Consider the following 25,475-nt stretch of genomic DNA (forward strand, 5'->3'; position numbering starts at 1 on the left):
ACCCATCGATGTATGTCTGACCACGCCATGCAATCTCGGCATTGATCCCCGCAACCATTCCGACGCGTGTGGATTCGCGCCACAGCGGGAGTCGCCCATCACCATAACCGGTAAATCGACATCGTTCTGTAGTCACGCATCAAAAGCATCGATGAACCATCGAATATGGGATGAGGCAACACCACGGCTCCTTGCCACAATGCGACGAACTCCGATGGCGATGATGATATCGGGATATCCGATGGACCACCAACACGTCATTGGAAACATCCTTCACCAAGCAGGAGCCACGGTGGTATTGATGCCGCTATAAGCGACTACTTGCGATGCAATGACGTCAACCATCATCTCCCGCAAGCGATGACCGAGAACGTCAATCTGAAAACACGGAGCATGGAGGCAAGACCTATGGCACGGATAACCGGCAATCCGCTTGGACCATCGGCAAGCCGATTCGAGGTGCGCGCCGAGAATACATGTCGATCATCGTTATCCGATTCCCGTAATGCCCTGCAACATGGATCGACATCCCCCGTGCCAAACATCAAGTTTCACGTGAAACATCATCCACGAATACGTGGCTTCCACTCGTTCCCTCAGTATCCCTTGTTTGTTCAACAACATCATCCATGCGCACATGACTCTTTCCATACCCGCGCGATAATCACACCGGCCGACGTCGCCAAGGCACACTGCGATTGCCGACATCATGAGCATTCCAAGGCAATACATCAAAGATCCACGCCCACGAGTTCCACTCCCCGCGCATCAAACCGCAATCAGTCCGAGGGGCGCGCCTCCGGCGGCCAGGTATCCATTCCCCGCGCATCAAGCCGCAGTCGCACGACGTCCGACATCACTCATCGAACCAATTATCAAAATCGACGTCGGCCTTCGTCGTATCGATGTTTCACGTGAAACCGTATCACGCACTCCACTCGCATCCGCATACCACGACGCGCCAAACCACACCGTATTACCGCGCTCCGGAAAGACAGCGCAATCCTCCACTGAAGCAGGGATTGATCGAGTGGTCAACCGACCGCACCTCTCCACATGTACGCCGCCACATCCATTCCGACCAGAGCCGATGCTCCGCCTTGTCATACCCATACGTACGCCACCGTCCCCCTGGTTTGCGGAGCATCGTCACGAACGAATCGTTTCGCCGATGTTCTTTGCGCGGTAGCGACAACATCAACGACGTCGATAATCAATCGACTCGGGCGGGTAATCGTCTCCACTCATGGAACCAATTACCCGCCCGAGTCGATCCGCGGCCAAGCCGAACCGGCACGGCATCAGCATCAGTGAATCACACCGGCACCGTTCCACAGGCATTCCGAACGATCATTGCAGAAGGGCATGGCATCGGCGATATCCGAAAACGTCCATACCGTCGCATCACCGATGCCGACGGAATCATAAATCCCATCCCGTCATTGGCCTGCCCGGATGTTCTTCACGGTTCGTCGCTCGATGCTGAGATTCTCATACACCCGGACGCCGCCATTACCCACCGGGGCTTGCGCCAACAGCCCCACCTTGACCACGGGATCCACGGGAAGATGGAAATAGCGCATCATATAGAAATGGACTCCATCTACGGAATAGTGGAATCCGAAGTCATTGCCGACCCGGCAAACTTGCAACCACGCGGTGTTGCCCTCCAGATTGCACCCGTTGGCGTCGTCGGAATCCCCTTTCGTCACCACGCTTACCGCGGCATGCGTACCGAAGTCGGTAAGTTCGAAACAGCATTTCGCCCAACAGCTCTGATCTTTCATGACCATGACCGAAGCTGAATCGTAGGTGTCGCGGAAGTCATGGGAGACCTTCACTTTAAGAACAAAATCCCCTTCCACTTCCGTATAGTAATAGGGAGCGTTGCACAACGATTCGGGAAGAATCCCCTCCTGGCAATCATCGGCACTGCCGCAGAAGAAATCGGTCTGGGCCGGAGCCATGATCTCGATCCTATCCGCCGTCTGCTGGACCGAGCTTTCGTTCAACCACTTGAATTCCATGATGAATCAATCTCCTCTCATTCAGGGGATCGCCCGCACATAGCAATCAGCCCCTTCGGCAATGAAGGCGCCGTACGCATAATCATACGCACCTTTGGTCTCGTATACACGTGCCCCGGCGAGGCAACGCGGCGTCAATGATTGCGCGGACACCATGTCGTAGACATCCGATCGGCGCATACCAACGACCGTCCATAGAACCGACGTGCTCCTGCAGCAACCGGCACGACGCCAATCATCGGCAAAGTGCGGTATCCGAAATACACAAGGAAACAGCCTCGGACGGTATGCGAGGCGACGCCTCAGCCGACGCAACGGCATCGGCCCGCGGTCGGTTCATCACTCCATATCCGTATGGCGAGCCGTCAAGACGAATCATGGACATCGGGACCGTCATCGGACGTACCCGACGGCGTCGAACCGACCGCCGCCGGACCTATCGCTTGTCAACGACGACCACATGCGTGGATTCAAGCCCCGGACCGACCGCGGCATCACAGACGCGGGGGTTCACTCCCCCGACCTTGGCGATCTCCTTGGCGGCCTTGTCGATTTCAGCCTGAGCCGACCGACCCTTCAACGCGACCAACCGTCCGCGCGAACGCACCAGCGGCATCGTCCAGCCGGAGAGCTTGGTCATCGGAGCCACCGCGCGGCACGTCACCACGGCGAATGGCGACTCATGCCGCAGCGCTTCGACCGGAACGACGTGACTCAATTCCATAGACGCATCATCCGATGCCCGATCATCACGTTCCTGAGATCCGCGCGCGCCACGCGGCAGATCCCGTCCGCGACGATTCCGCGAGTTCTTCCTCGGGTTCATCGCCGCAATCGCCTCCTCGGCCCGCGCGCGAATGATGCGGACATTGCCGAGCCCCATCAGGTCGATGCACTCGTTCAGCCATTCCACACGACGCTCCATCGGCTCGATCAGCGTGAATGCATGGTCCGGCAGGCAGGCCGCCGCCACGATTCCCGGGAAACCACCACCGCTGCCGATGTCGGCCACCGTCGCCTTGCCGCCGACACGCGCGGTCGCCTCACGAACAAAAGGCACGATGGCCGCGGAATTCAGAATATGGCGCTCCCAGAGAATGTTCGTATCACGCGGACCGATGATGCCGCGAGGCTCCCCCTCCTGCCGAAGTTTCACGTGAAACTTCTTCAACGCCGGCAATGCGTCGCCGAGCACGGCTTCCAGCACCGGCGAACCGTCAAGCTCATCCATCACGATGTCATCCACCATGCCGTTTCCTTCCCTCACCGCCGCACATCGGCGTTATTGCCATATAACCTTATCATAGCGTCGTCTCACATACTGAGACAACTTCGTTGCGTACATCCACTGTTGCGACCAGCGCCCCAAGCCGGCGCCGTACGTCACGCGCCGTCACTCATCGCACCGGATGATTGCGACACCGCCCATCGTCCGAAGCCGACTTGAGTGCCTTGCCCGACGATGGCGGTCACCCGCGCACGGCATCAACCATCCACCAACCGCGCCCCGCGAACCGGACCGGCGGCATCGGACCGGCGGCCAGGTCCGACCGGCGCCGCGGCAAACGCCGATCCAACCGGTCCGACGGCCAACCCAACCTCCCCGGCACCGAAGGCGTCATCGAATCAAGTCGATGTCCGGACCGGGAATCCACAATCATTCCGAGCATCCGCGACCGAACCGGCAACCAAACCGACGGCCGAATCGAACCGATGACCGATCCAAATCGACGATGGCCGAACAGGCCACCAAGGACCCCGGACCACACCGCCGTACCGAACCGACACATGGAGAACCGGCGACCGAACGGGGGCGGGCCGAACCAGCGCCCAAGCGACCGGCATCCGAACCGGATGACGACGGACCGAACCGACGATTGAGAAACCGGCAACCGAGTCAAACGGCAATCAGACGAATCAGCAATCGGACTACACGGCAGTCAGTCGAACCAGCGGCCAAGCAGCGGCCAAGCAGTCGGCCGAACGACGGCTGATCGAAAGCCGGCACCCGCGGAAGAACCGGCGGCCGAATCGACGACCAAGCCAACGGCTAAACCGGCAACCGAACCGTCCGTCAGTCCTCGTACTCCTCGTCGTCCTCCTCGGTCGCCGACGCCTTGAGGTACACCGTCACGCAGCGGTGCGGCTCCTCGCCGTGGGAGCGGGAGCGCAGCCCCTCGTCACGGACCACGTCGTGCACGACCTTGCGCTCGAAGGAGTTCATCGGCTTGAGGCTCACGGGCTCGCCCGTCTCGCGCACCTCGTCGATCGCGTCCAGCGCGATGTCGCGCAGATGCTGGCGCTTGCGCTTGAGGAACCCGTCGACATCCAGGATCAGGTGCGACCGCTCGCCAGTCTTCTGCTGCACGGCAAGACGGGTCAGCTGCTGCAGCGCGTCGACGACCTCGCCGTTGCGGCCGATCAGATGCTTGATGTCGGTGTCGTCGTCGGCGACGATCTGCACCATCGGCCGGTTGTTGCGAACGCCCAGTTCGATGTCGCCCTCATAGTCGGCGATATCGAGCAGGCCCTCGAGGTAGTCCGCCGCGATGTCAGCCTCGTCGTTGAGCTGGTCGATCGTCTTCATGTCATCCTGCGCCATTTCACTACTCCTTATACGCGAGGGTCTGGTTTACAGTCTAAGCCCGGCGTCCCGCCTCGGCGCACAGGACCCGGGAACACGTGCGTCCCCATCCGACGGTCGCGGCAATGGGGACGCAGTGACGGCTATTTTTTCTTCTTGCGGTTCTTCCGCTGCGGCTGCTGACGCTGGTAGCCCTGCGTCTCGCGGCGTTCGGCCTCCTCCTTCGCCTTCTGCAGGGCCTCCTCCTCGAGCGAGGGCAGGCCCGCCCGGGCGCGGCGGGCGTTCTCGTGGTTGTGGTCGCGGATCTCCTTGCGCGCGGCCGCCGGGGAGCCCGGGGTCGGGAAGTTGTAGATCTGCCACATCGAGCGGCCGAGGTTGCAGATGTTGTTGGTCAGCCAGTACACGAGCACGGCGAACGGCATCGCGATGCCGGAGAAGATGTACATGATCGGGAAGACCCACAGCATCATCTTCTGCATCATCGCGGCCTGACCGACCATGGAGGCCTGGTTCATGTTGCGCTTCATGCTGTTGAACTGCATGAACCACATGCAGGCGCACATCAGCGCCACGAAGATGCCGATGACGATCTTGCCGCCGGTGTCCGCGGTCGTGAAGTTGTTGGTAACGCTGACGCCGAAGACCTCGGTCTGCGAGAACTCGGCCGCCGTCGCCTGGTCGAACGCGCCCAGCGCGGCGCGTTTGCCGTCGGCGATGTACGGGATGGCGGAGAGCACGTAGAACATGCACATGAACACCGGGCCCTGGACCAGCATCGGCAGGCACGATCCGGCGGGGTTCGCGTCGTTGTCCTGGTACAGCTTCATCATCTCGCGGCTCAGCGCTTCCTTGCTGGCCTGGTCGGTCTTGCCCTTGTACTTGTTCTGGATGTGCTGCATCTTGGGCTGCAGCGCCTGCATCTTGCGCATCGACTTCATCTGCCGGTAATACAGCGGGAAGATGCATGCGTGCACGACCAGCACCAGGAACACGATCGACAGCACCCACGAGAAGCCGACCGGGGACATGCCCAGCAGCTTGAGGAACTCGTGGAACAGGTTCATCACCTGCGTCATCAGCCATTCGATCGGGGTGAGGATCTTGTACAGCCAGCCGAAGAAGCTGGTGTCAAGCAGGAATTCTCCGGAGGTATTCATCGTCAGGCCGTCTCCTTAGTGTCCGAGGCCAATGGGGTCAGTCGCGGCTCCTCGTGAGCCTTCGACCAGGAAAATCTGTAGAACAGGGAATAGCGCTGCGGCACGTCATCGATCCCGCCCCGGCTCCACGGCCGGCATCGCAGCAAACGCAGCACGGCGAGCAGCCCGCCGCGGAACGCCCCGTACCGTTCCACCGCCTGAATGGCGTAGTTCGAACAGGAGGGGTAGTACTTGCAGCACGGCGGCGTGTTCGCGGAGATATGCCGCTGGTACCAACGCACGCCGCGAACCATCGCGGAGCCCACCTTGCCGGTCATCCCCGGCCCGTCTTCCGCGCGATGGCGTCGAACAGCTTCGAGGTCTGCTCGTCAAGCGACGAGAACGCCGCATGGGAGGCACTCGGCTTGGCCCGCAATACGATGTCGCAATGCGCGGGCAGACGGTCCTCGTACCTGCAGGCAAGTACGCGAAAACGCCGTTTCACGGTATTGCGCGTCACGGCGTTGCCCACCGCTTTCGATACCGCAAGCCCCAGGCGTCTCGCCGGCACCGTCGCAGCGCTGTCGTCCGAGGCATCGTCGCGTACCAGATAGTGCGCGACGATGTCGGTACTTGTGACCCTGCGGCGACCCTTGAGCACCGCGACGAAATCGCGATGGCTTCTCAGTCGCAACAATGTCCCACGCCGAAAAGGGTTCAGGCGGAGAGGGACTTGCGGCCCTTGGCGCGGCGACGGTTGATCACGGCGCGGCCAGAGCGGGTGCGCATGCGCAGGCGGAAGCCGTGCTTCATGTGGCGACGGCGGTTGTTCGGCTGGAATGTCCTCTTCATAGTCAATGCTCCCGGTTTTTAGCCATGCAAAGGCACGGCTCCTCATGAGTCAAGCTCTACTAACGTACTCTCACCCCTCCCCCAAGTCAAAACGCCGGGCATTTTCTTCCGTTCCGCGAGATGCCCCGGTTTGGGCCGCGCGACGCAAAAACGTTGAAATACTGCCGCGCAGAGGCGGAAAGTTATCCACAAACTACACGGATGTTATTCACATCCCAGTCTTTTCAACACGCAAGCCTGTGGATAACTTTCGAAAATCGGAGTAAATATTTACTGTCCGTTAATTTGTCTGTCGGCACACACGAGACCGGAGGAAAGGGGTCATGATGTCTGATAGGCCGCTTGACCCTGCAGCGGAGGCCGCCGCCATCTGGGCCGACGCGTTGTCGCTGCTGAAGCGCAACTCCTCGCTGACGGCCCGGGAGAAGGGCTGGCTCGAGGGCGTGGTCCCGGAGGCGGTGTTCGGTTCGACCATCGTGCTGTGCGTGACCAACACCTCGGCGCAGCAGGCGCTGCAGCACGACCTGAACGAGCCGCTGCTGTCGGCGCTCAGCCTGGTCGCCGGGCAGGAGATGTTCCCGGCGTTCAAGGTCGTGCCCCCGGCCAAGGACGAGCCGCGGCAGGAGACGCCGTCGCGCCGCCACCGCCGCGCCGAACGCGAACGCGCCGACGCGCGAACCGCGCCGACCATCGCCGACCTCGCGCAGGAATCCTACGTGCCGCCGCAGCCCTCGCCGGTCTCCATCCAGGGCCAGCTGCCCATCCCGGCGGCGATGCCGCCCACGTCCTTCCACGGCGGCCAGCACAAGCCGTCGCTGGACCCGGAGACGCACCTGAACAAGAACGCGACCTTCGACACCTTCGTGCCCGGCGACTCCAACCGGTTCGCCCGCACCGTCGCCCTCGCGGTCGCCGAGGGCTCGGGCCGCGACTTCAACCCCCTGTGCATCTACGGCGGCAGCGGGCTGGGCAAGACCCACCTGCTCAACGCCATCGGCAACTACGCGCTCGTCAAGGACCCCACGCTCAAGGTCCGCTACGTCACCTCCGAGGAATTCACCAACGAGTTCATCGAGGCCCTCCAGAACCCCAACCAGTCCCAGGGCCAGATCGCCGAGTTCAACCGCCGCTACCGCGAGGTCGACGTCCTGCTCATCGACGACATCCAGTTCCTCGGCGGCAAGGAGGCCACCCTCGAGCAGTTCTTCCACACCTTCAACAGCCTCTACCAGGCCAACAAGCGCATCGTCATCGCCAGCGACGTCGCGCCCAAGAACCTCAAGGGCTTCGAGGCCAGGCTCATCAGCCGCTTCGACGCCGGCCTGACCGTCGACGTCAAGCCGCCGGACCTCGAGACCCGCATCGCAATCCTGCGCATGATGTCCGAGATGAACGGCTCCAACGTCCCCAACGACGTCCTCGACCTGATCGCCGAACGCTTCACCGAGAACATCCGCGAGCTCGAAGGCGCCCTCACCCGCGTCACCGCCGTGGCCTCGCTGAGCAACCAGCCGGTCACGCGGTCGCTGGCCGAGCAGACGCTGCAGGACTTCTTCACCACCGACGTCGAGATCAAGCCGACCGACATCATCGGCCAGGTGGCGAAGTACTTCCACCTGACCTTCGACGACATCACCGGGCGCAGCCGCACCAAGAACGTCGCGCTGGCCCGGCAGATCGCGATGTACCTCGCGCGCGAGATGACCAGCATGAGCCTGATGGACATCGGCGAGGTGTTCGGCGGCCGCGACCACACCACGGTGATGCACGCCTACACCCGCATCAGCGACGAGATGCGCGAGAAGCAGGAGATCTACAACTACGTGATGGAGCTGACCGTCCGTCTCAAGCAGCGGTCCACGGACTGAGCACGCCATGCCCCGCCATCGGCGTGCGGCCGGCGGCGCGTCCATGACCCGGTCCGACATGCGGACGATCCCGGCGGGCGGCCCTTCGGGGCGGATATGCCCGGAGATTCGCCGCGCATCGGAAGACTTTCGCAACGGCCTTGGCGGGCCGGCACGAGACGCCACGCACCTGCCTCGACGCGCCCCGCGACCGCCGAAGACGGCTTCATGGCCGATTCGGATACGCCCGCACCGGATCCGGGGCGGCCCTGCGGCCGGCCTGGGCGGCCCTCACCGGATCCGGGCGACCGCTCACAGAATCCGGGCGACCGCTCACAGGATCCGAACGCTTCGACGACCGGTTCAAGCGATTCCGCGACCGATTCGGATGGCTCCGCGATCAATCCAAACGGAACCGCGCCCGACCCAAGCGGCTCCGCGGCCGGGGGCGGACGACCCGACCCCGGTCCGTCAACCGCCCATGCAGCCCGCCGACCAGCCCCGTTCGATGCGACTTATGCACGCCATGCATATCGGACGCCCACGGCGACGTCGCCCCTCGGCACCACGGAGACAAGCGGGCGCCGCGATGCGACGTAACGGTCGCAGGCACATCGAAGCGCGTCCGATCCGTCGAACCGGACGCCGCGACACTCCGATGGGGAACTTTTTTCGACCCCGAGTTATCCACATAGTTGTGCACAAATGTGGGTAAACTCGGTGAGTAAGTCGTGGATTACCCCGGTTTTCGCTGTGGATGCATCGTGGATTACTCGCCCCGGATTGTGAACAATTTCAAAGGCTTCGAGCACCGGTGGATAAGTCGGGCGGTTATCCACACGTTGTGCGAAAGTTATCCACAATCATCGAGTTGTCCACAATCGTTCGCGCGCAACGGCTCGCGGGAGTTATCCACACTATCCACAGGACTTATTACGACGACTATCTGATGTGCTTACGTATCATAGCCGTCGCGATAACCGCGCCGACCGCTTGGCGGAAACCGGGGAAGCCCGCGTCCGGCTAGAATGACCTGAAGTACCGAACACAACGAAGGGTCACCCATGAAAGTCGAAATTGATTCCGCGGCATTGGCCGATGCAGTCTCCTGGACCACCCGCGTCATCGACGCCCGTCCCGCCAACCCCATCCTCGCCGGCATCCAGCTCGAGGCGATCGACGGCACGCTTCAGCTTTCCGCCTTCAACTACGAGACCTCGGCCCGCCACCACATCGAGGCCGGGATCGACGAGTCCGGCACCGCATTGGTGCTGGGCAAGCTGCTCGCCGACATCACCAAGTCGCTGCCCGCCGAGAAGACCTACCTGTCCACCGACGGCTCGACGCTGACCATCAGCTCCGGCAAGTCCACGTTCACGATGCAGCTGATGCCGGAGGCCGAGTACCCCGATTTGCCCATCGTCCCGGCGAAGATCGGCCAGGTCGACGCCCCCACGTTCGTCCAGGCCGTCTCGCAGGCCAGCGTCGCGGTCTCCCGCGAGGAGAACCGCCCGGTGCTCACCGGCGTGCGCATCCAGTTCGAGGGGGACAAAGTGGTGATGACGGCGACCGACCGCTTCCGTCTGTCCCGCTCCAGCTTCTCCTGGACCCCGCAGGACCCGGCCATCGACACGACGACGCTGGTGCGCGGCTCGCTGCTGCGCGACGTCGCCCGTTCGCTGGACGAGCACCAGAACGTGCGCCTGGACTTCGACACCGAGAACCCCGCGCTGCTCGGCTTCGAGAACGCCGGCCGCGTCTCCACGTCGCAGATCATCGACGGCGAGTTCCCGGCGGTCGACCGCCTGTTCGCCGACGAGTACCCGATCCAGGCCGTCATCGACAAGCAGGCGCTGATCGGCGCCATCAAGCGCGTCGCGCTGGTCGCCGAGCGCAACGCCCCGATCCGCATGGTCTTCGAGGGCCAGGAGCTGACGCTGTCCGCCGGCGCGATGGACGAGGCGCAGGCCACCGAGACGCTGGACATCGACATGGACGGCGACGACATCACCGTCGCGTTCAACCCGTCGTACCTCATCGAGGGCCTGAGCGCGATCACCGAGCCGTACGTGCGCATGAAGATGACCACGCCGGTCAAGCCGGTCGAGTTCAACGGCCAGCAGGAGGCGGACTCCGACGAGTCGATGGACTACCGCTACCTGCTCGTGCCGATGCGCTTCAACAGCTGACGCCCCGCCGGGCGGCCGGACCGGACCGTCCGCCCGCCCCTATATACCCCACACGCATATCGCGGCCGGTCCCCGACCGCCGCGCCGATTCCGAGGATGCCGAGGTCATCGTGCACATCACCCGTCTGGCTCTGGACCACTTCCGCTCGTGGGAGCAGTGCGTCGTGGACTTCGAGCCGGGCGTGAACATCCTGCAGGGGGCCAACGGCCTGGGCAAGACCAACATCGTCGAGGCGGTGGAGTTCATCGCCACGGGCGGCAGCCACCGGGCGACCGGCTCGCTGCCGCTGATCGAACGCGGCGAGACGTCCGCCGTCATCCGCGTCAACGTCGCCGCCGACCCGGACGACGGCATGTACGGCGTGCGCGCCGCGACGCGGCCCGAAACGGCTGATGGCGGCGCGCCCCGCAGCGTTTCGGCCGGCGACGGGGCCGACCCCGCCGCGGAGCCGGAACCGGATCCGGACGGGGCATACGCCGGCTTGGACGGCGGGGATCCCGCCGCCGACACCGCCGCGTCTGCCGCGGGGTCCGAGGCACCCGCAGACGCTTCCGCAATCGACGCTGGCGCGACGGCCGTGCCCGCCGCCGCGGATGCTGCCGTTTCCCGCGCCCCGGCTCCGGCGACGTCGGACCGGCCGACCGCCGCCGGAGCCGGCGACGTGACCGTGACCACCTACGAGGCGACGATCGCGGCGCGCGGCGCGAACCGCGCGCGCGTCAACGGCGGCCCCTCCCGCTACATGCGGGACATCGCCGGCGCCATCCCGTGCATCGCGTTCACCCCCGAGGACCAGCGGCTCGTGGCGGGCGACCCCGCCTCCCGCCGCACGTTCCTCAACCAGGCCGGCGCGCTGCTGACGCCCGGCTACGCGGAGCGGCTGCAGGCGTGCACGCACATCGCCCGGCAGCGTTCCACGCTGCTCAAGCAGCTCGGGGCCCGCGACCACGCCGCCGGCGCCACGGACGCGGCGCTCGGCGGCCTGGAGATCTGGACCGGGCAGTTCATCGAGGCCGGCGTCGCGCTCACCCGGATGCGCGCCGACATCGTCGGCCGGCTGGCGGCCCCGTTCGCGCGGATCTACGGCGAGCTGGCCGGCGACGACCAGACCGCGGGGCTGGAGTACGACCCGTCGTTCGACGAGGTGCTGGCGTACGAGCGGCCGGAGCCCGAGATCAGCCGGCACTTCCAGCGGCTGTACCCCGGCGAGGTCGCGCGCGGGCAGAACCTCATCGGGCCGAACCGCGACGACCTGACGCTGACGCTGAACGGCATGCCGGCGCGGGAGTTCGCCTCGAACGGCGAGATGTGGACGCTGGCGCTGGCGCTGAAGATGGCGCTGTACGGGCTGGTCGCCGAGGACCGCGGCACGCAGCCGATCGTGATCCTCGACGACGTGTTCGCCCAGCTCGACGAGTCGCGCCGCGAACAGATCCTCGACTTCGCGCGGCGGCAGCGGCAGGTGCTCATCACCGTCGCCGCGGCGGGCGACGTCCCCGGGCTGGACGGCGACGGCACGGCGGCGCACGTCATCGACGTGGCCGGGCTCAAGGCGGCGCAGGAGCGCTACCTGCACCCCGAGCTGGCGTTGGCGGCGCTGATGGGCGGCGACGGGACGGCGCGGCGATGAGGCCGCCGATCGTGGAGATCCTCCGGCTCGACCAGCGCAAGCTGCCGGCCGAGGTGTTCCGTCGCGTGGCGTCGCGCGCCGGGCTGAGGCGCGACCGCCGGCGCCGCGCCGAGGACGCGTGGGAGAGCTTCGGCAAGCCGGGGCGCGACCCGTCGGCGTTCTCGGGGGTGCTCGGGGCGATCGTGCAGGGGGGAGGCTGGACGCCGCACCTCAAGGTCGCGAGGCTGGGCGCGCACTGGGACCAGGTGGTCGGCGACCTGATCGCCCAGCACTCCCAGGTGGCGGACTTCCGCGACGGGGTCCTGACGATACGGGCCGATTCGCCGGTCTGGGCCACGCAGCTGACCTATCTGGTCCCCCAGCTCAAGGACACGATCGGCCGCCGGCTCGACGGGCTGGAGGTCCGCGAGATCCGCGTGGCCGGACCGCCCCAGCAGGGCGGCCATCGCGGACGGTACGGCAGACGGTGCCGGTAAATCGTTTTCTGGGCGTAAAGTCCCCGTGAACTAGTAGAATTACGTACAGTATGGTTGAACGCCTAGAAGGCCCCGTTTTTTGCTTTCTAGGGCATAACGCCGGGTAAGGCGACCCCTCGTGCGAGGGTGAATGCAGGAAGGAAGCTCTGTGGCAGACCTTGAAGCGGATTCGCTGAAGGACCCCAACGACAACACGCAGGATGACCAGGTTCTGGACGACGGGCTCCAGGACGCCCAGCTGGACGACTCACTGGCCCCGGAGCACTACGACGCCAGCGATCTGAGGGTGCTCGAGGGCCTGGAGGCCGTGCGCATCCGACCGGGCATGTACATCGGCTCCACCGGCCCGCGCGGCCTGCACCACCTGGTCTACGAGATCGTCGACAACTCCGTCGACGAGGCGCTGGCCGGGTACGCCACGCACATCGAGGTGACGATCCTGCCCGACAACGGCATCCGCGTCGTGGACGACGGCCGCGGCATCCCGGTCGACGAGGTGCCCGGCGAGGGCGTCTCCGGCGTCGAGACCGTGATGACCAAGCTGCACGCCGGCGGCAAGTTCGGCGGCGGCGGCTACGCGGTGTCCGGCGGCCTGCACGGCGTCGGCATCTCCGTGGTGAACGCGCTGTCCACGCGCGTGGACATCGAGGTGCGCCGCCAGGGCCACCACTGGACGCAGACCTACATCGACCAGCACCCGACCGCGCCGCTGGCCCAGGGCGAGCCGATGGGCGAGGACGAGTCCACCGGCACCTCGGTGACCTTCTGGGCCGATCCGGCGATCTTCGAGACCACCGTCTACGACTTCGAGACGCTGAACAACCGCTTCCAGCAGATGGCGTTCCTGAACAAGGGGCTGCGCATCTCGCTGACCGACCTGCGCGAGCCCGACCGCGCCGGCGACGAGGTGGCCGGCGAGGGCGGCGACGACGAGCCGCAGCACCGCAGCGTCACCTACCGCTACGCCAACGGCATCAAGGACTACGTCGACTACCTGGTCAGGACGCGCAAGTCCACCCCGATCGAGGCCGACGTCATCGACTTCGAGTCCGAGGACCTCAAGATCGGCATCTCCGTCGAGATCGCGATGCAGTGGACGACCGCCTACTCCGAGTCCGTGCACACCTTCGCGAACACGATCTCGACCACCGAGGGCGGCACCCACGAGGAGGGCTTCCGCGCCGCGCTGACCTCGCTGGTCAACCGCTACGCCCGCGAGAAGAACATCCTCAAGGACAAGGACGAGAACCTCTCCGGCGACGACGTGCGCGAGGGCCTGACCGCCGTGGTCTCCGTCAAGCTGACCACCCCGCAGTTCGAGGGCCAGACCAAGACCAAGCTGGGCAACTCCGAGGCCAAGACCTTCGTCCAGCGCGTGATGACCGACAAGCTCGGCGACTGGTTCGACGCCCACCCGAACGAGGCCAAGGCCATCATCCAGAAGGCCATCGAGGCCTCCCGCGCCCGCATCGCCGCCAAGAAGGCCCGCGAGAACACGCGCCGCAAGTCGATCTTCGAGACCGCCGGCATGCCGGACAAGCTCAAGGACTGCCAGTCCAACGACCCGAGCGAGTGCGAGCTGTTCATCGTCGAGGGCGACTCGGCAGGCGGCTCCGCGATCCAGGGCCGCAACCCGATCACGCAGGCCATCCTGCCGCTGCGAGGCAAGATCCTGAATACCGAGCGCGCCTCGATCGACCGCATGATGAAGTCCGACACCATCGAGTCGCTGATCACCGCGATCGGCGGCGGCTACGGCGAGGACTTCGACATCTCGAAGGTGCGCTACCACAAGGTCATCATCATGGCCGACGCCGACGTCGACGGCGCGCACATCGCCACGCTGAACCTGACGCTGTTCTTCCGCTACATGCGGCCGATGATCACCGCCGGGTACGTGTACGTGGCCATGCCGCCGCTGTACCGCATCAAGTGGACCAAGGGGCCGCACGACTTCGTGTACACCGACAAGGAGCGCGACCGCGTGCTCTCCGAGGGCCGCGCCGCCGGCCGCCAGCTGCCCAAGGGCGAGGGCATCCAGCGCTACAAGGGCCTGGGCGAGATGACCTACCAGGAGCTGTGGGAGACCACGATGGACCCCGAGCACCGCATCCTCAAGCAGATCCACATCGAGGACGCGGCCCAGGCCGACGAGACCTTCTCGATGCTCATGGGCGACGAGGTCGAGCCGCGCCGCCTGTTCATCCAGCGCAACGCGCACGACGTGCGCTTCATCGACGCCTGAGCACGACGCGGCCGGCGCCGCCGCGGACCGGACGGACGGTCCGCTGACGCGGGCCGCGGCACCATAACACGACGCCGGGGCGGCGCATCCCGCCCCGTCCGGCACCACCGGAAGCCCCGCCGCCCGGGGCACAGCATGGAGGAAACATACCGTGGCAGACGAAACCAACAACACTGACGGCGCCGGCGAGCAGCACCTGCCCGACGGCTCGATGGAGCCGCTGAGCCCGCAGGAGGCCGACGACACCGACTACGGCCTGATGACCGGCGAACGCATCCAGCCGGTCGACCTGCAGAGGGAGATGAAGGACTCGTACCTGTCGTACGCGCTGTCCGTCATCGTGGAGCGCGCGCTGCCGGACGTGCGCGACGGCATGAAGCCGGTGCACCGCCGCGTCATCTACGCGATGTACGACGGCGGCTACCGCCCCGACCGCGGCTACAACAAGTGCTCGCGCGTCGTCGGCGACGTCATGGGCAAGTACCACCCGCACGGCGACGCCGCGATCTACGACACGCTCGTGCGCCTGGCCCAGCCGTGGGCGATGCGCTACCTGCTCGTCGACGGCCAGGGCAACTTCGGCTCCCCCGGCGACGACCCGGCCGCCGCCATGCGATACACCGAGTGCCGCATGGCGCCGCTGGCGATGGAGATGGTGCGCGACATCGACAAGGACACCGTCGACTTCGTGCCCAACTACGACGGCAAGACGCAGGAGCCGACCGTGCTGCCCTCGCGCTTCCCGAACCTGCTGGTCAACGGCTCGTCCGGCATCGCCGTCGGCATGGCGACCAACATCCCGCCGCACAACATGCGCGAGGTCGCCGACGGCGTGCACTGGGCGCTCGACCATCCGGACGCCAGCCGCGAGGAGCTGCTCGACGCGCTGATCGCCCGCATCAAGGGCCCGGACTTCCCCACCGGCGCGACGATCCTGGGGCACAAGGGCATCGAGCAGGCGTACCGCACCGGCCGCGGCCTGATCACGATGCGCGCCGTCGTCAACACCGAGGAGATCAAGGGCCGCATGTGCCTGGTCGTCACCGAGCTGCCGTACCAGGTCAACCCCGACCGCCTGGCCGCCTCGATCCGCGAGGCCGTGCGCGACGGCAAGATCCAGGGCATCGCCGACATGCGCGACGAGACCTCCGGCCGCACCGGCCAGCGCCTCGTGCTCGTGCTCAAGCGCGACGCCGTGCCGAAGGTCGTGCTCAACAACCTGTACAAGCACTCCCAGCTGCAGCAGACGTTCGGCGCCAACATGCTGGCGCTGGTCGACGGCGTGCCGCGCACGCTCTCGCTCGACGCGTTCGTGCGCCACTGGGTCGCCCACCAGCTCGACGTCGTCGAGCGCCGCACCCGCTACCTCAAGCGCGAGGCCGAGGAGCGCGACCACATCCTGCAGGGCTACCTCAAGGCCCTCGACATGATCGACGAGGTCATCGCCCTCATCCGCTCCTCGCGCGACGTGGACAGCGCCCGCAGCGGCCTGATGGAGCTGCTCGACGTGGACGAGGTCCAGGCCGACGCCATCCTGGCGATGCAGCTGCGCCGTCTCGCCGCCCTCGAGCGCCAGAAGATCCTCGACGAGCACGAGGAGCTGATGCGCCGGATCGCCGACTACGAGGACATCCTCGCCAAGCCGGAGCGCCAGCGCCGGATCGTCGGCGACGAGCTGGACGAGATCGTCGCCAAGTACGGCGACGAGCGCCGCACCCGCATCCTGCCGTACTCGGGCGAGATGAACGTCGAGGACCTGATCGCCGAGGAGAACGTGGTCGTCACCGTGACGCACTCCGGCTTCATCAAGCGCACCAAGGCCGACGAGTACCGCGCCCAGCACCGCGGCGGCAAGGGCGTCAAGGGCGCCAAGCTGCGCGAGGACGACGTGGTCGACCACTTCTTCCTGACATCGACGCACAACTGGCTGCTGTTCTTCACCAACAAGGGCCGCGTGTACCGCCTCAAGGCGTACGAGCTGCCCGAGGGCTCGCGCGACTCCAAGGGCCAGCACGTGGCGAACCTGCTGCAGTTCGCGCCCGGCGAGACGATCCAGACCGTGCTGTCGATCCCGAACTACGAGGTGGCCAAGTACCTGGTGCTCGCCACGCGGTCGGGCAAGGTCAAGAAGACCGCGCTGTCGGAGTACGACTCCCCGCGCCAGGGCGGCCTGATCGCCGTGCGCCTGATGGCCGACGAGAACGGCGAGACCGCCGACGAGCTGATCGGCGCCCAGCTGTGCAACGCGGACGACGACATCATCCTCGTCTCCCGGCAGGGCATGAGCCTGAAGTTCAAGGCCGACGACGCGCAGCTGCGCCCGATGGGCCGGCAGACCTCCGGCGTGCAGGGCATGAAGTTCCGCGACGGCGACGAGCTGCTCGCGATGGACGTGGTCTGGGGCCAGACCGACAAGGACCTGCTGGTCGTGACCAACGAGGGCTTCGCCAAGCGCACCGCCATCGGCGAATACCGCCTGCAGGGGCGCAACGGCTACGGCGTCAAGGCCGTGCAGCTGACCGAGGAGCGCGGCTCGCTCGTCGGCGCGCTCGTGGTCGACGAGGGCGACCAGGTGATGGCCATCATGCGCTCGGGCAAGGTCATCCGCTCCGACGTGGCCGAGGTCAAGCGCACCGGCCGTACCACGCAGGGCGTGACGCTCGCCAAGCCGGACAAGGGCGACGAGATCATCTCCATCGCGCGCAACGCGGAGCAGGAGGACGAGGATCCCGCCGCCGAGGCGCAGGCCGGCGCCGCGGCCCCGACGGACGAGCCGGGGTCGGCGCAATCCGCTGAGAATGTGCAGACGCCGGAATCCGCCGAATAATCGTCATAGAAAGCTGGTAGCCTCACCTCTAGAAGAGGTTCGACACCCAAGGAGCAACGATGAGCGAGAATCCTGAAGATCAGGAGCTGCAGGACGTCGGTTCCGACGTCGAGCACGGCGCCGGGGACCTAATGGATCGGCACGAGGAGGAACCGCACCAGGATTCGCAGGAGCATGCGCCCCGCGTGGCGCGCTCCGCCTCCAACCAGCCGCTGATCAGCGAGGCGCAGGCGCGCGAGCACGCCGGCGGCTCCCCGATCAAGACCCGCCCGGTCAAGCGCGCGCCGCGCGCCCGCCGCATGAGCCTGTCGCTCACGCGGCTGGACGCCTGGTCGGTGGCCAAGGTCTCGTTCATGCTGTCGGTCGCCGGCGGCCTGATCCAAATCGTCGCGGTCGGCGTGCTGTGGGGCGTGCTGTCGGTGGTCGGCGTGTTCGACCAGCTGACGCAGATCTTCTCCTCGACCGGCCTCGACGCCGGCAGCATCAACCTGACCGACATCTTCTCGCTGAGCACGGTGCTGTCCGCGGTGACGATCTTCTCGGTCGTGGAGGTCGTGCTGTTCACGCTGCTGTTCACGATCATCGCGCTGCTGTACAACGTGGTGAGCTCGCTCGTCGGCGGCGTGCACATGACGCTCGGCGACGACTGATCGTCGGCGAATCCAGGCTTGCGAGGCCCCGCGTCCCTTTTCGGACGCGGGGCCTCGCCGCGTTCTTGTGGTGGTTGGCGTCGGCGGGGCGTCTTGGCGTCGGTGCGGCCGTGTGGGTGCGGGTCTTGTATGCGGGGTGGGCTTGTGCGTGCGGTGGGCTTGTGTACGGGGCGGTTGTATGTCGGGACATTCGGGAAGGGCGATTTTGCATGGGGATCGTGTATGGATGAGATTGTGTATGGGCCGACTGTGTGGGGCATCCGTGTGGAGCAGCTGAGCGCGTGGGGCGGTTGAGCGCGCGTGGTAGTTGAGCGTGCGGTGCGGCTGAGGTGTGGAGCGGCTGAGAAGTGGGGTGGTTGAGCGTGGGTTGAGTGTGGGAACGGACCGGTACGGCGTGTGGTTCTTGCTTGGTGTCGGTATTGGTGCAGCCAGGCGGGTGTGCTGTGCTACGGAACCGACGCTGGCGTGGGCTCAGTGTCAGGTAAAACGCAGAGGCGACTGTGTTTATCAACCAAAACCGACGCTGGGATGATGAGCCGCGGATGGGATGATGTTGGCGGGCCGGATGACGTGCTGGATTGGGGTGATGCGTCGGATTGGGTGATGCGCTGAGCCTGGGTGATGCGCTGAGCTTGGATGACGTGCCGGGCCTGGATGACGTGCCGGGCTGGATGATGTGTGCCAGGTTTGGACGGTGTACTGGGCTTGGATGGTGTGATGGGTCTGGATGATGTGACGGGTAAGGATGGATGCGCAGGGCAGGATGACGCGCTGGGTCTGGACGATGCGCCGAGTCCAGGTGATGTGACGGGCCCAGGTGATGTGCCAGGCCTGGGTGATGGCGTCGGACCGCGGTGCTGCCTGTGGGATTGGTGGTATCTCGATAAGGTGTAGCGGATTTTTGGGGCTGCAACCATCCATCTGCGTTAGGTGAGGCAGGCTGGCGGGGAGACGCCGGGTATGAGTGGCGGTATGTCGCGGATCGTACTCCGGGTGGACGCGTGAGGGCGCCTCACGTAATGCAGTTGGATGGTTGCAGGGCCTCAAATCCGCTACAGATAAAACAAATATCCTCAGTAAAAGAGCCGAATGGCCCTGTCGGATCGGTGCAGATTGGCATATGACGGTGCCTCTGCGGGATTACTGGGAGTCGGCTGGGCGACGGTGGGACCGGCGGGCCGGTGGATTGACGGGACGGCGTGACGGCGGTGCGATGAAGCCGGGAATGAAGGTCGGGAATGGTGCGGGCGGTGGAGTGACGAGTATGGGCCGGTGACGTGACGTGAACGGCGGAATGATGTGAATGGCGGAATGATGTGAACGGTAGAGTGACGGGAACGATCTGGCGGGTTGATGGCGACGTGAGTGATAGGAGGACCGGTGGATTGATAGGGCGACGCGGGAGCGGCGGGTTGGTGGACTGGCAGTTGATGCGGCGACGCGGGGTTGACGGGTCAGTGGGTTGGCGGGTTGGCGGGTTAATGGGTCAGTGGGTTGATGGGTTGATGGGCTGGTGGGTTGATGGACCGGCGTCGGCGGAATCGACGGCAACTCGACGGCAGCTCAACGGCAAAGGGGCGAGCGGCGCAACAGCGTCGCCCACCCCTTTGCGGATGGAATGACTGTCGGCGGTGCCGCCGGGCGTCAGCAGACGCCCTGGGCGACCATCGCGTCGGCGACCTTGACGAAGCCCGCGATGTTCGCGCCGGCCATCAGATCGCCCTCCATGCCGTACTCCTTGGCGGCGGCGAGCGAGTTGGCCACGATCTCCTTCATGATGGACTGCAGCTTCGCGTCGGTCTCCTCGAAGGTCCACGACAGGCGGTACGAGTTCTGGCTCATCTCCAGGCCGGAGACGGCCACGCCGCCGGCGTTCGCGGCCTTGGCCGGGCCGTACAGGACGTTGCCGGCCTTGTAGACCTCGATGGCCTCCGGGGTGGACGGCATGTTCGCGCCCTCGCACACCACGGTGCAGCCGTTGGCCACCAGGGTCCTGGCGGCCTCCTCGTCGATCTCGTTCTGGTGGGCGCACGGCAGCGCGATGTCGCACGGCACGGCCCACACGTTGTCGACGCCCTCGTGGAACTCGGAGCCCTCGACGCGCTCGACGTACTCCTTGATGCTGCCGCGGTGCGCCTTGATGTCCTTGAGCACGTCCAGCCGGATGCCGTTCGGATCGTAGACGTAGCCGGCGCGGCCGGAGATCGTCACGCACTTGGCGCCCATCTCGGTGGCCTTCTCGATCGCGTAGGTGGCCACGTTGCCCGAGCCGGAGACCACGACGGTCTTGCCCGCGAAGGAGTCGTCGCGCAGCACGCGCAGCGCCTCCTGGGTGTAGTAGCACAGGCCGTAGCCGGTGGCCTCGGTGCGCGCCAGCGAGCCGCTGTACTCCAGGCCCTTGCCGGTGAGCACGCCGGTGTACTCGTTGCGGATGCGCTTGTACTGGCCGTACAGGTAGCCGATCTCGCGGGCGCCGACGTTGATGTCGCCGGCCGGGACGTCGGTGAACTGGCCGATGTGGCGCTGCAGCTCGGTCATGAACGCCTGGCAGAAGCGCATGACCTCGGCGTCGGACTTGCCCTGCGGGTCGAAGTCGGAGCCGCCCTTGCCGCCGCCCATCGGCAGCGTGGTCAGCGAGTTCTTGAGAATCTGCTCGAAGCCGAGGAACTTGATGACGGACTCGGTCACGGACGGGTCGAAGCGCAGGCCGCCCTTGTACGGGCCGATCGCGGAGTTGAACTGCACGCGGTAGCCGCGGTTGACCTGCACCTTGCCCTCGTCGTCGGTCCAGGCGACGCGGAACTTGACGATGCGCTCCGGCTCGACCAGGCGCTCCAGCACGCCGTTGGCCTCGTACTCCGGGTGACGCTCGACGACCGGCTGCAGGCTTTCGAGCACCTCGCGCACGGCCTGCAGGAACTCGGGCTGGTCGCCGTCACGCTGCTCGACCTGGGCGTAGACGCGCTTCACGTACTCATCTGTGAGCATGGTTCTCCCTTACGATAGTGATATTCAAGACGGCTTCATTCTAGATGCGCGCCCTATGGCGTTCAAGAGTGCGTTCATAATGCGGGAGTGCCCCGCGCGGGCGCGAAGGCCGTCGGCCGCAACGTGAGGGACAATGGGAGCTATGAGCAGAACACGAACGAATCGCCAGCCGAGCATGGGGGACGTCGCGGCGGCCGTGGGGGTGTCGAAGACCACGATCTCGCGGTATCTGCACGGCGAGTTCGGCTATATGTCCGAGGAGACGCGGGAGCGGATCGCGGCCGTCATCGACGAGCTCGGCTACCGGCCGAACAAGATGGCGCAGGGGCTGAAGGCGACCGTGAGCCATATGGTCGGCGTGACGATCGCGGATATCGGCAACCCGTTCAGCTCGCTGCTGCTCAAGGGCATCCAGCAGGTGTGCCGCTCGCGCGACGTCCAGCTGCTGGTCAGCGATTCGAACAACCAGGTCGCGCTGGAGCGGACGAACATCGAGTCGCTGCTCGACGCGCAGGTCGACGGGCTGATCGTGAACACGGTGGGCGGCGACGACGCGTGGCTGGCCGACTACTGCGCGTCCGCCGACCACCGGCCGATGGTGCTGCTGGACCGCATCGTCGAGCCGATCGACTGCGACTGCGTGTCCACCGACAACCGCGCCGGGGTGGCGATGATGCTCGACCATCTGCTGGAGCGCGGCTATGGCGCGGTGGTGTTCGTGACCGGTCCCGCGGAGGGCGTCAGCACGCGAACCGCGCGCATCGAGGGCGTGGAGTCGTATCTGCGGGACGGGCGGATCGACGGCGAGGTGCTGGTGTACGAGGACGCCGCGACGCTGCCGTCGACGCTGCCGGGGGTGCTGGGGCGGTACGCGGGCCGCCGGGTGTGCCTGTTCGCGAACAACGACGAGACCATGCGCGACCTGCTGGAGACGCTGCCCGAATCGGCGCGCGGCGTGGTCGGCCTGTGCGCCTTCGCCGACGAGCGGTGGGCGCGCTACAGCGGCGAGGGCATCACATGCCTGGACCAGAACCCGGTGGCGATGGGGCGCGCGGCGGCGACGGCGCTGATATCGCGCGCGTACGACGGCGCCGACGGGCCGTACGAGGTGACGCGGATGCCGGCGCGGTTGTGCGTGTTCGCCTCGACGCGCGGGTGATGGCGGGCATTCCGGCGCGCGGGTTCGCCATGCCGTGGTTCGTAATGTCGGGGACGTGATGTCGGGGTTCGCCTCGACTTGCGGGTGAGGTGACGCGGCGCACATTGTGCATATGGCGCGTGCGGATTGGGGCGCGATGCATATGGTTGTGGCGCATATGGCTCATGCAGGTGGTGCACTGGTGCGATTGATGGCGTGGCGCACATTGTGCGATGGCCGACGGTGCAATGGCTTGAAGGCACAGCGGCGTAGTGGATCGACGTACACATTGTGCGTGTGGGGATGACGCGGCGCATATGGGTGGGGCGTATATGGCTGATTCACGCGATATGCCGGCGTGATGCGGTGGCGTGATACACATTGTGCGATGGGTGGCGCATATGGATGATTGGATGTTCGGGGGGCGATGGTTGCGGTGTGATGGTTGCGGTGGTCGTGATGGGGCGATGGGCGGCGCGATGGGCGCGGTGCGATAGGTAATGGGCGGTGCGATGGGACGGTGGGCGGGCGCTGCTGCCTGCTTGATGCGGGCCTGTTCGGATAAGCCTGGGAATTGGCGGCGCGCCAAGCGCGACACGCCGTAGTTAACCGGTACACAACAATGGGTCTATCATGTTGTTTACCGATTAACGTTAACCGATAAACGAAATCGGTACACACATCGTATCGACAACATCGCATCGTCGGCGCCACCGCCGACATCACTCAGGGAGGAGTGAACGTGATTATCTGGATCATGGGCATACTGCTCATCGCATCCTTCGTGTGCTTCGTGGTGTACGCGATGCGCGGAGGCAATCTCACGGTCGGGTTCTTCATCCTGACCATCGTCTGGCTGCTCATCTACTTCCTCGGCGTGCCCTTCGGCGTGGGCGAGCCGTTCGACGTGATCGACGACATCTTCGCCCAGCCGGCGCTGACCTACGGCTCGACGATCATCCAGATCATCTGCGGCGCCTGGTTCGGTCGCGTGCTCGTCGACACCGGCATCGCCGCCTCGATCTCGTACCGCACCGCCAAGATCGGCGAGAAAAGCCCGGTCCTGGCCACCATCGCGGTGGCGCTCGTCACCTGCCTGATCTTCACCAGCGCGTACGGCGTCGGCTCCGCCATCGCCATCGGCGTGATCCTGTTCCCGATCCTGGGCCATCTGGGCGTGCCCAAGCGCGTGTCCGTCCCGGTGTTCACGCTGTCGATCGGCGCCGCGATGTGGATCAACAGCGTCATGTTCGCCCAGTTCGCCGCCTTCTACCAGAACTACGACTCCCCCGACGGCCAGGTCGTCGAATGGGGCACGCACTACCTGAGCTTCGGCATCCCCGCGATGGTCATCCAGATGGCGGCCGTCATCATCTTCATCCTCATCAACGCGAAGGCGATCAGGAACGGCACCCCGTACGAGGTGGGCAGCACCGAGGACCGCGCCGCCGAGATCCCCGACGTGCCGATCTGGACCTACGTGCTGCCGATCGTGCCGGTGGCGCTGAGCATCCTGTTCCAGTGGGATTCGGTCCCCGCGCTGTTCCTCGCCTCGATCCTCGCCTTCCTGGGCACCGGCCACATGCGGACGTACAAGGGCTTCGTCGCCATCCTCAACTCCACGGCCAAAACCGCCATCGGCGACATCGGCAGCCTGATCATCATGCTGCTCGTGCTGCGCTTCTTCCAGCAGACCGCCGTCACCGTCATGGCCGACTTCGGCCCGGCGCTGACCTCGATCGTGCCGAACAGCGAGCTGATCCTCGGCCTCGCGGTGTGCATCCTCGCGCCGCTGGCCCTGTTCCGCGGTCCGCTGGAGCTGTACGGCGCGGGCTCCGCGGTGATCGGCATCCTCATGGGCATGGGCATCTTCGACGTGTGGTTCCTGTACGCGATGCTCGTCGTCCCGTCGATGACCTGCATCTCCAGCTGCGTCACCCAGTCGTGGAACATGTGGGCCGTCGAGTACAACCGGCTCGAACCCAAGACCTTCCTCAAGAACGGCGTCCCGGTCTACTGGCTGTGCACCTTCCCGATCATGGGACTGGCCTCGCTGCTGCTGTTCTGACCGCCCCGCACCACCCACCACCAACCAGCCAAGGAGCAACCATCATGACCACCATCGGCATCAATCTGCTCGTCTGCATGGACGAACTCAACGGCGGCACCCCGCAGTCCGCGCTGCTGCCGGCCATCGCCGGCCACGGCGTGACCCTCGCCGAGGTCCGGCGCGAGTACATCGCCGACGACGCCGAATACGATCGCATCGCCGAAGCCGCCCGCGAGCACGGCCTCGACCTGTTCTACTCGGTCCCCGAACCGCTGGTCGTCGGCGGCGCCGTGCACCCCGGGTTCGGGACCTTCCTCGACGAGGCGGTCCGCATGGGCGTGCGGAACGTCAAGTTCAACCAGGGCGACGTCAGGGACGCGTCGGCCGCCGTCATCGCGGCGATCGACGACGCGGCCGCGGAACGCGGGCTGACGCTGAGCGTCGAGAACGACCAGACCCCCGAGAACGGCACGCTGGCCTGCACCGCGGCCTCGCTCGCCCGCATCCGCGAGGTCGGCGGGTCGATCGGCTACACCTTCGACCTGGGCAACTGGTTCTGGCGCGGCGAGGACGCCGGCGAGGCGTTCGAGCGGCTGCTGCCGTACATCACGGTGTTCCACCTCAAGAACGTCAACGGCGCCGCCGACCGCGCGCGGCTGGCCACCACGATGCTGGAGGACGGCGTCATCGACTGGCGGTCGATGCTGCCGCGGCTCGGCGGCGACGTGCCCGTGTTCCTGGAGTTCCCGATCCCCGCGGACCGCGTGGCCGGGCAGCTCGCCGCCGTCCGCGCCGCCGTCGGCTGACCCGCCGCCCCGGCTCCCCTCCTCCTTCG

18 protein-coding genes and 1 pseudogene are annotated in these 25,475 nt (G+C 65.7%); 11 read left to right on the top strand and 8 right to left on the bottom strand.

Translation table 11 applies throughout. The features are described 5' to 3' along the window. Positions 1 to 1,439 precede the first annotated feature (1,439 nt). The 7 genes from KIH73_RS02205 to rpmH form a co-directional block, all read right to left on the bottom strand. The gene (locus KIH73_RS02205; protein WP_219080103.1) at positions 1,440 to 2,027 is read right to left on the bottom strand and encodes a DUF1349 domain-containing protein; all 588 of its coding nucleotides are present in this window, start codon (positions 2,025 to 2,027) and stop codon (positions 1,440 to 1,442) included. A gap of 436 nt (positions 2,028 to 2,463) precedes the next feature. Next, complete coding sequence (locus KIH73_RS02210) at positions 2,464 to 3,276, bottom strand: 16S rRNA (guanine(527)-N(7))-methyltransferase RsmG (protein ID WP_219080105.1); 813 nt, start codon at positions 3,274 to 3,276, stop codon at positions 2,464 to 2,466. A gap of 825 nt (positions 3,277 to 4,101) precedes the next feature. Continuing rightward, positions 4,102 to 4,629 carry a Jag family protein gene (locus KIH73_RS02215; protein ID WP_219080106.1) on the bottom strand — a complete coding sequence of 176 codons (528 nt, stop codon included), beginning with the start codon at positions 4,627 to 4,629 and terminating at the stop codon, positions 4,102 to 4,104. A 125-nt stretch (positions 4,630 to 4,754) separates the two neighbouring features. Continuing rightward, positions 4,755 to 5,768, bottom strand: coding sequence for a membrane protein insertase YidC (yidC, locus tag KIH73_RS02220; RefSeq protein WP_219080108.1), 1,014 nt, complete (start codon positions 5,766 to 5,768; stop codon positions 4,755 to 4,757). A gap of 2 nt (positions 5,769 to 5,770) precedes the next feature. Continuing rightward, positions 5,771 to 6,061, bottom strand: a complete 291-nt coding sequence (gene yidD, locus KIH73_RS02225; protein WP_219080201.1) for a membrane protein insertion efficiency factor YidD — start codon at positions 6,059 to 6,061, stop codon at positions 5,771 to 5,773. 20 nt (positions 6,062 to 6,081) lie between these two features. Continuing rightward, a complete protein-coding gene (gene rnpA, locus KIH73_RS02230) occupies positions 6,082 to 6,444 on the bottom strand; it encodes a ribonuclease P protein component (protein ID WP_219080110.1) in 363 nt (120 codons plus the stop codon). Positions 6,445 to 6,464: 20 nt separating this feature from the next. Then, positions 6,465 to 6,599 (bottom strand): 50S ribosomal protein L34, encoded by a 135-nt coding sequence (gene rpmH / locus KIH73_RS02235; RefSeq protein ID WP_007054596.1) that lies wholly within the window; start codon positions 6,597 to 6,599, stop codon positions 6,465 to 6,467. Between the two features lie 326 nt (positions 6,600 to 6,925). On the opposite strand from rpmH, the gene dnaA reads away from it, so the two are divergent. The 8 genes and pseudogenes from dnaA to KIH73_RS02275 all read left to right on the top strand — a co-directional run bounded on the left by dnaA (position 6,926) and on the right by KIH73_RS02275 (position 18,464). Continuing rightward, positions 6,926 to 8,467, top strand: coding sequence for a chromosomal replication initiator protein DnaA (gene dnaA / locus KIH73_RS02240; RefSeq protein WP_219080203.1), 1,542 nt, complete (start codon positions 6,926 to 6,928; stop codon positions 8,465 to 8,467). 1,043 nt (positions 8,468 to 9,510) lie between these two features. Beyond that, a complete protein-coding gene (gene dnaN, locus KIH73_RS02245) occupies positions 9,511 to 10,635 on the top strand; it encodes a DNA polymerase III subunit beta (protein ID WP_219080112.1) in 1,125 nt (374 codons plus the stop codon). Between the two features lie 110 nt (positions 10,636 to 10,745). Then, a pseudogene (locus KIH73_RS11170) lies at positions 10,746 to 10,898 on the top strand (AAA family ATPase); the annotation flags it as partial. A 219-nt stretch (positions 10,899 to 11,117) separates the two neighbouring features. Then, positions 11,118 to 12,266: a DNA replication/repair protein RecF gene (recF, locus tag KIH73_RS02255; RefSeq protein WP_420830209.1), complete on the top strand. Its 1,149-nt coding sequence runs from the start codon at positions 11,118 to 11,120 to the stop codon at positions 12,264 to 12,266. Beyond that, on the top strand, positions 12,263 to 12,742 hold the full coding sequence (locus KIH73_RS02260) for a DciA family protein (RefSeq protein WP_219080114.1): 480 nt from the start codon (positions 12,263 to 12,265) through the stop codon (positions 12,740 to 12,742). The genes recF and KIH73_RS02260 overlap by 4 nt, the downstream gene beginning before the upstream one ends. A 130-nt stretch (positions 12,743 to 12,872) precedes the next feature. Further along, on the top strand, positions 12,873 to 14,987 hold the full coding sequence (gyrB, locus tag KIH73_RS02265; protein ID WP_236022524.1) for a DNA topoisomerase (ATP-hydrolyzing) subunit B: 2,115 nt from the start codon (positions 12,873 to 12,875) through the stop codon (positions 14,985 to 14,987). A gap of 151 nt (positions 14,988 to 15,138) precedes the next feature. After that, positions 15,139 to 17,814 carry a DNA gyrase subunit A gene (gene gyrA, locus KIH73_RS02270; RefSeq protein ID WP_420830207.1) on the top strand — a complete coding sequence of 892 codons (2,676 nt, stop codon included), beginning with the start codon at positions 15,139 to 15,141 and terminating at the stop codon, positions 17,812 to 17,814. A gap of 59 nt (positions 17,815 to 17,873) precedes the next feature. Then, a complete protein-coding gene (locus KIH73_RS02275) occupies positions 17,874 to 18,464 on the top strand; it encodes a DUF3566 domain-containing protein (RefSeq protein WP_219080116.1) in 591 nt (196 codons plus the stop codon). 1,644 nt (positions 18,465 to 20,108) lie between these two features. Here the strand turns inward: KIH73_RS02275 and gdhA are convergent. Next, positions 20,109 to 21,452, bottom strand: a complete 1,344-nt coding sequence (gene gdhA, locus KIH73_RS02280) for an NADP-specific glutamate dehydrogenase (RefSeq protein ID WP_219080118.1) — start codon at positions 21,450 to 21,452, stop codon at positions 20,109 to 20,111. A gap of 142 nt (positions 21,453 to 21,594) precedes the next feature. Between gdhA and KIH73_RS02285 the strand changes: the two genes are divergently transcribed. From KIH73_RS02285 to KIH73_RS02295, 3 genes are all read left to right on the top strand, one after another. Further along, positions 21,595 to 22,611 (top strand): LacI family DNA-binding transcriptional regulator, encoded by a 1,017-nt coding sequence (locus tag KIH73_RS02285; RefSeq protein ID WP_236022525.1) that lies wholly within the window; start codon positions 21,595 to 21,597, stop codon positions 22,609 to 22,611. A 721-nt stretch (positions 22,612 to 23,332) separates the two neighbouring features. Then, positions 23,333 to 24,658: a gluconate:proton symporter gene (locus tag KIH73_RS02290; RefSeq protein ID WP_219080122.1), complete on the top strand. Its 1,326-nt coding sequence runs from the start codon at positions 23,333 to 23,335 to the stop codon at positions 24,656 to 24,658. Between the two features lie 44 nt (positions 24,659 to 24,702). Next, positions 24,703 to 25,446: a sugar phosphate isomerase/epimerase family protein gene (locus KIH73_RS02295; RefSeq protein ID WP_219080124.1), complete on the top strand. Its 744-nt coding sequence runs from the start codon at positions 24,703 to 24,705 to the stop codon at positions 25,444 to 25,446. The last annotated feature ends 29 nt before the right edge of the window (positions 25,447 to 25,475 follow it).

This window comes from Bifidobacterium phasiani (genome assembly GCF_019331775.1).
Classification (GTDB): Bacteria; Actinomycetota; Actinomycetes; order Actinomycetales; family Bifidobacteriaceae; genus Bifidobacterium; species Bifidobacterium phasiani.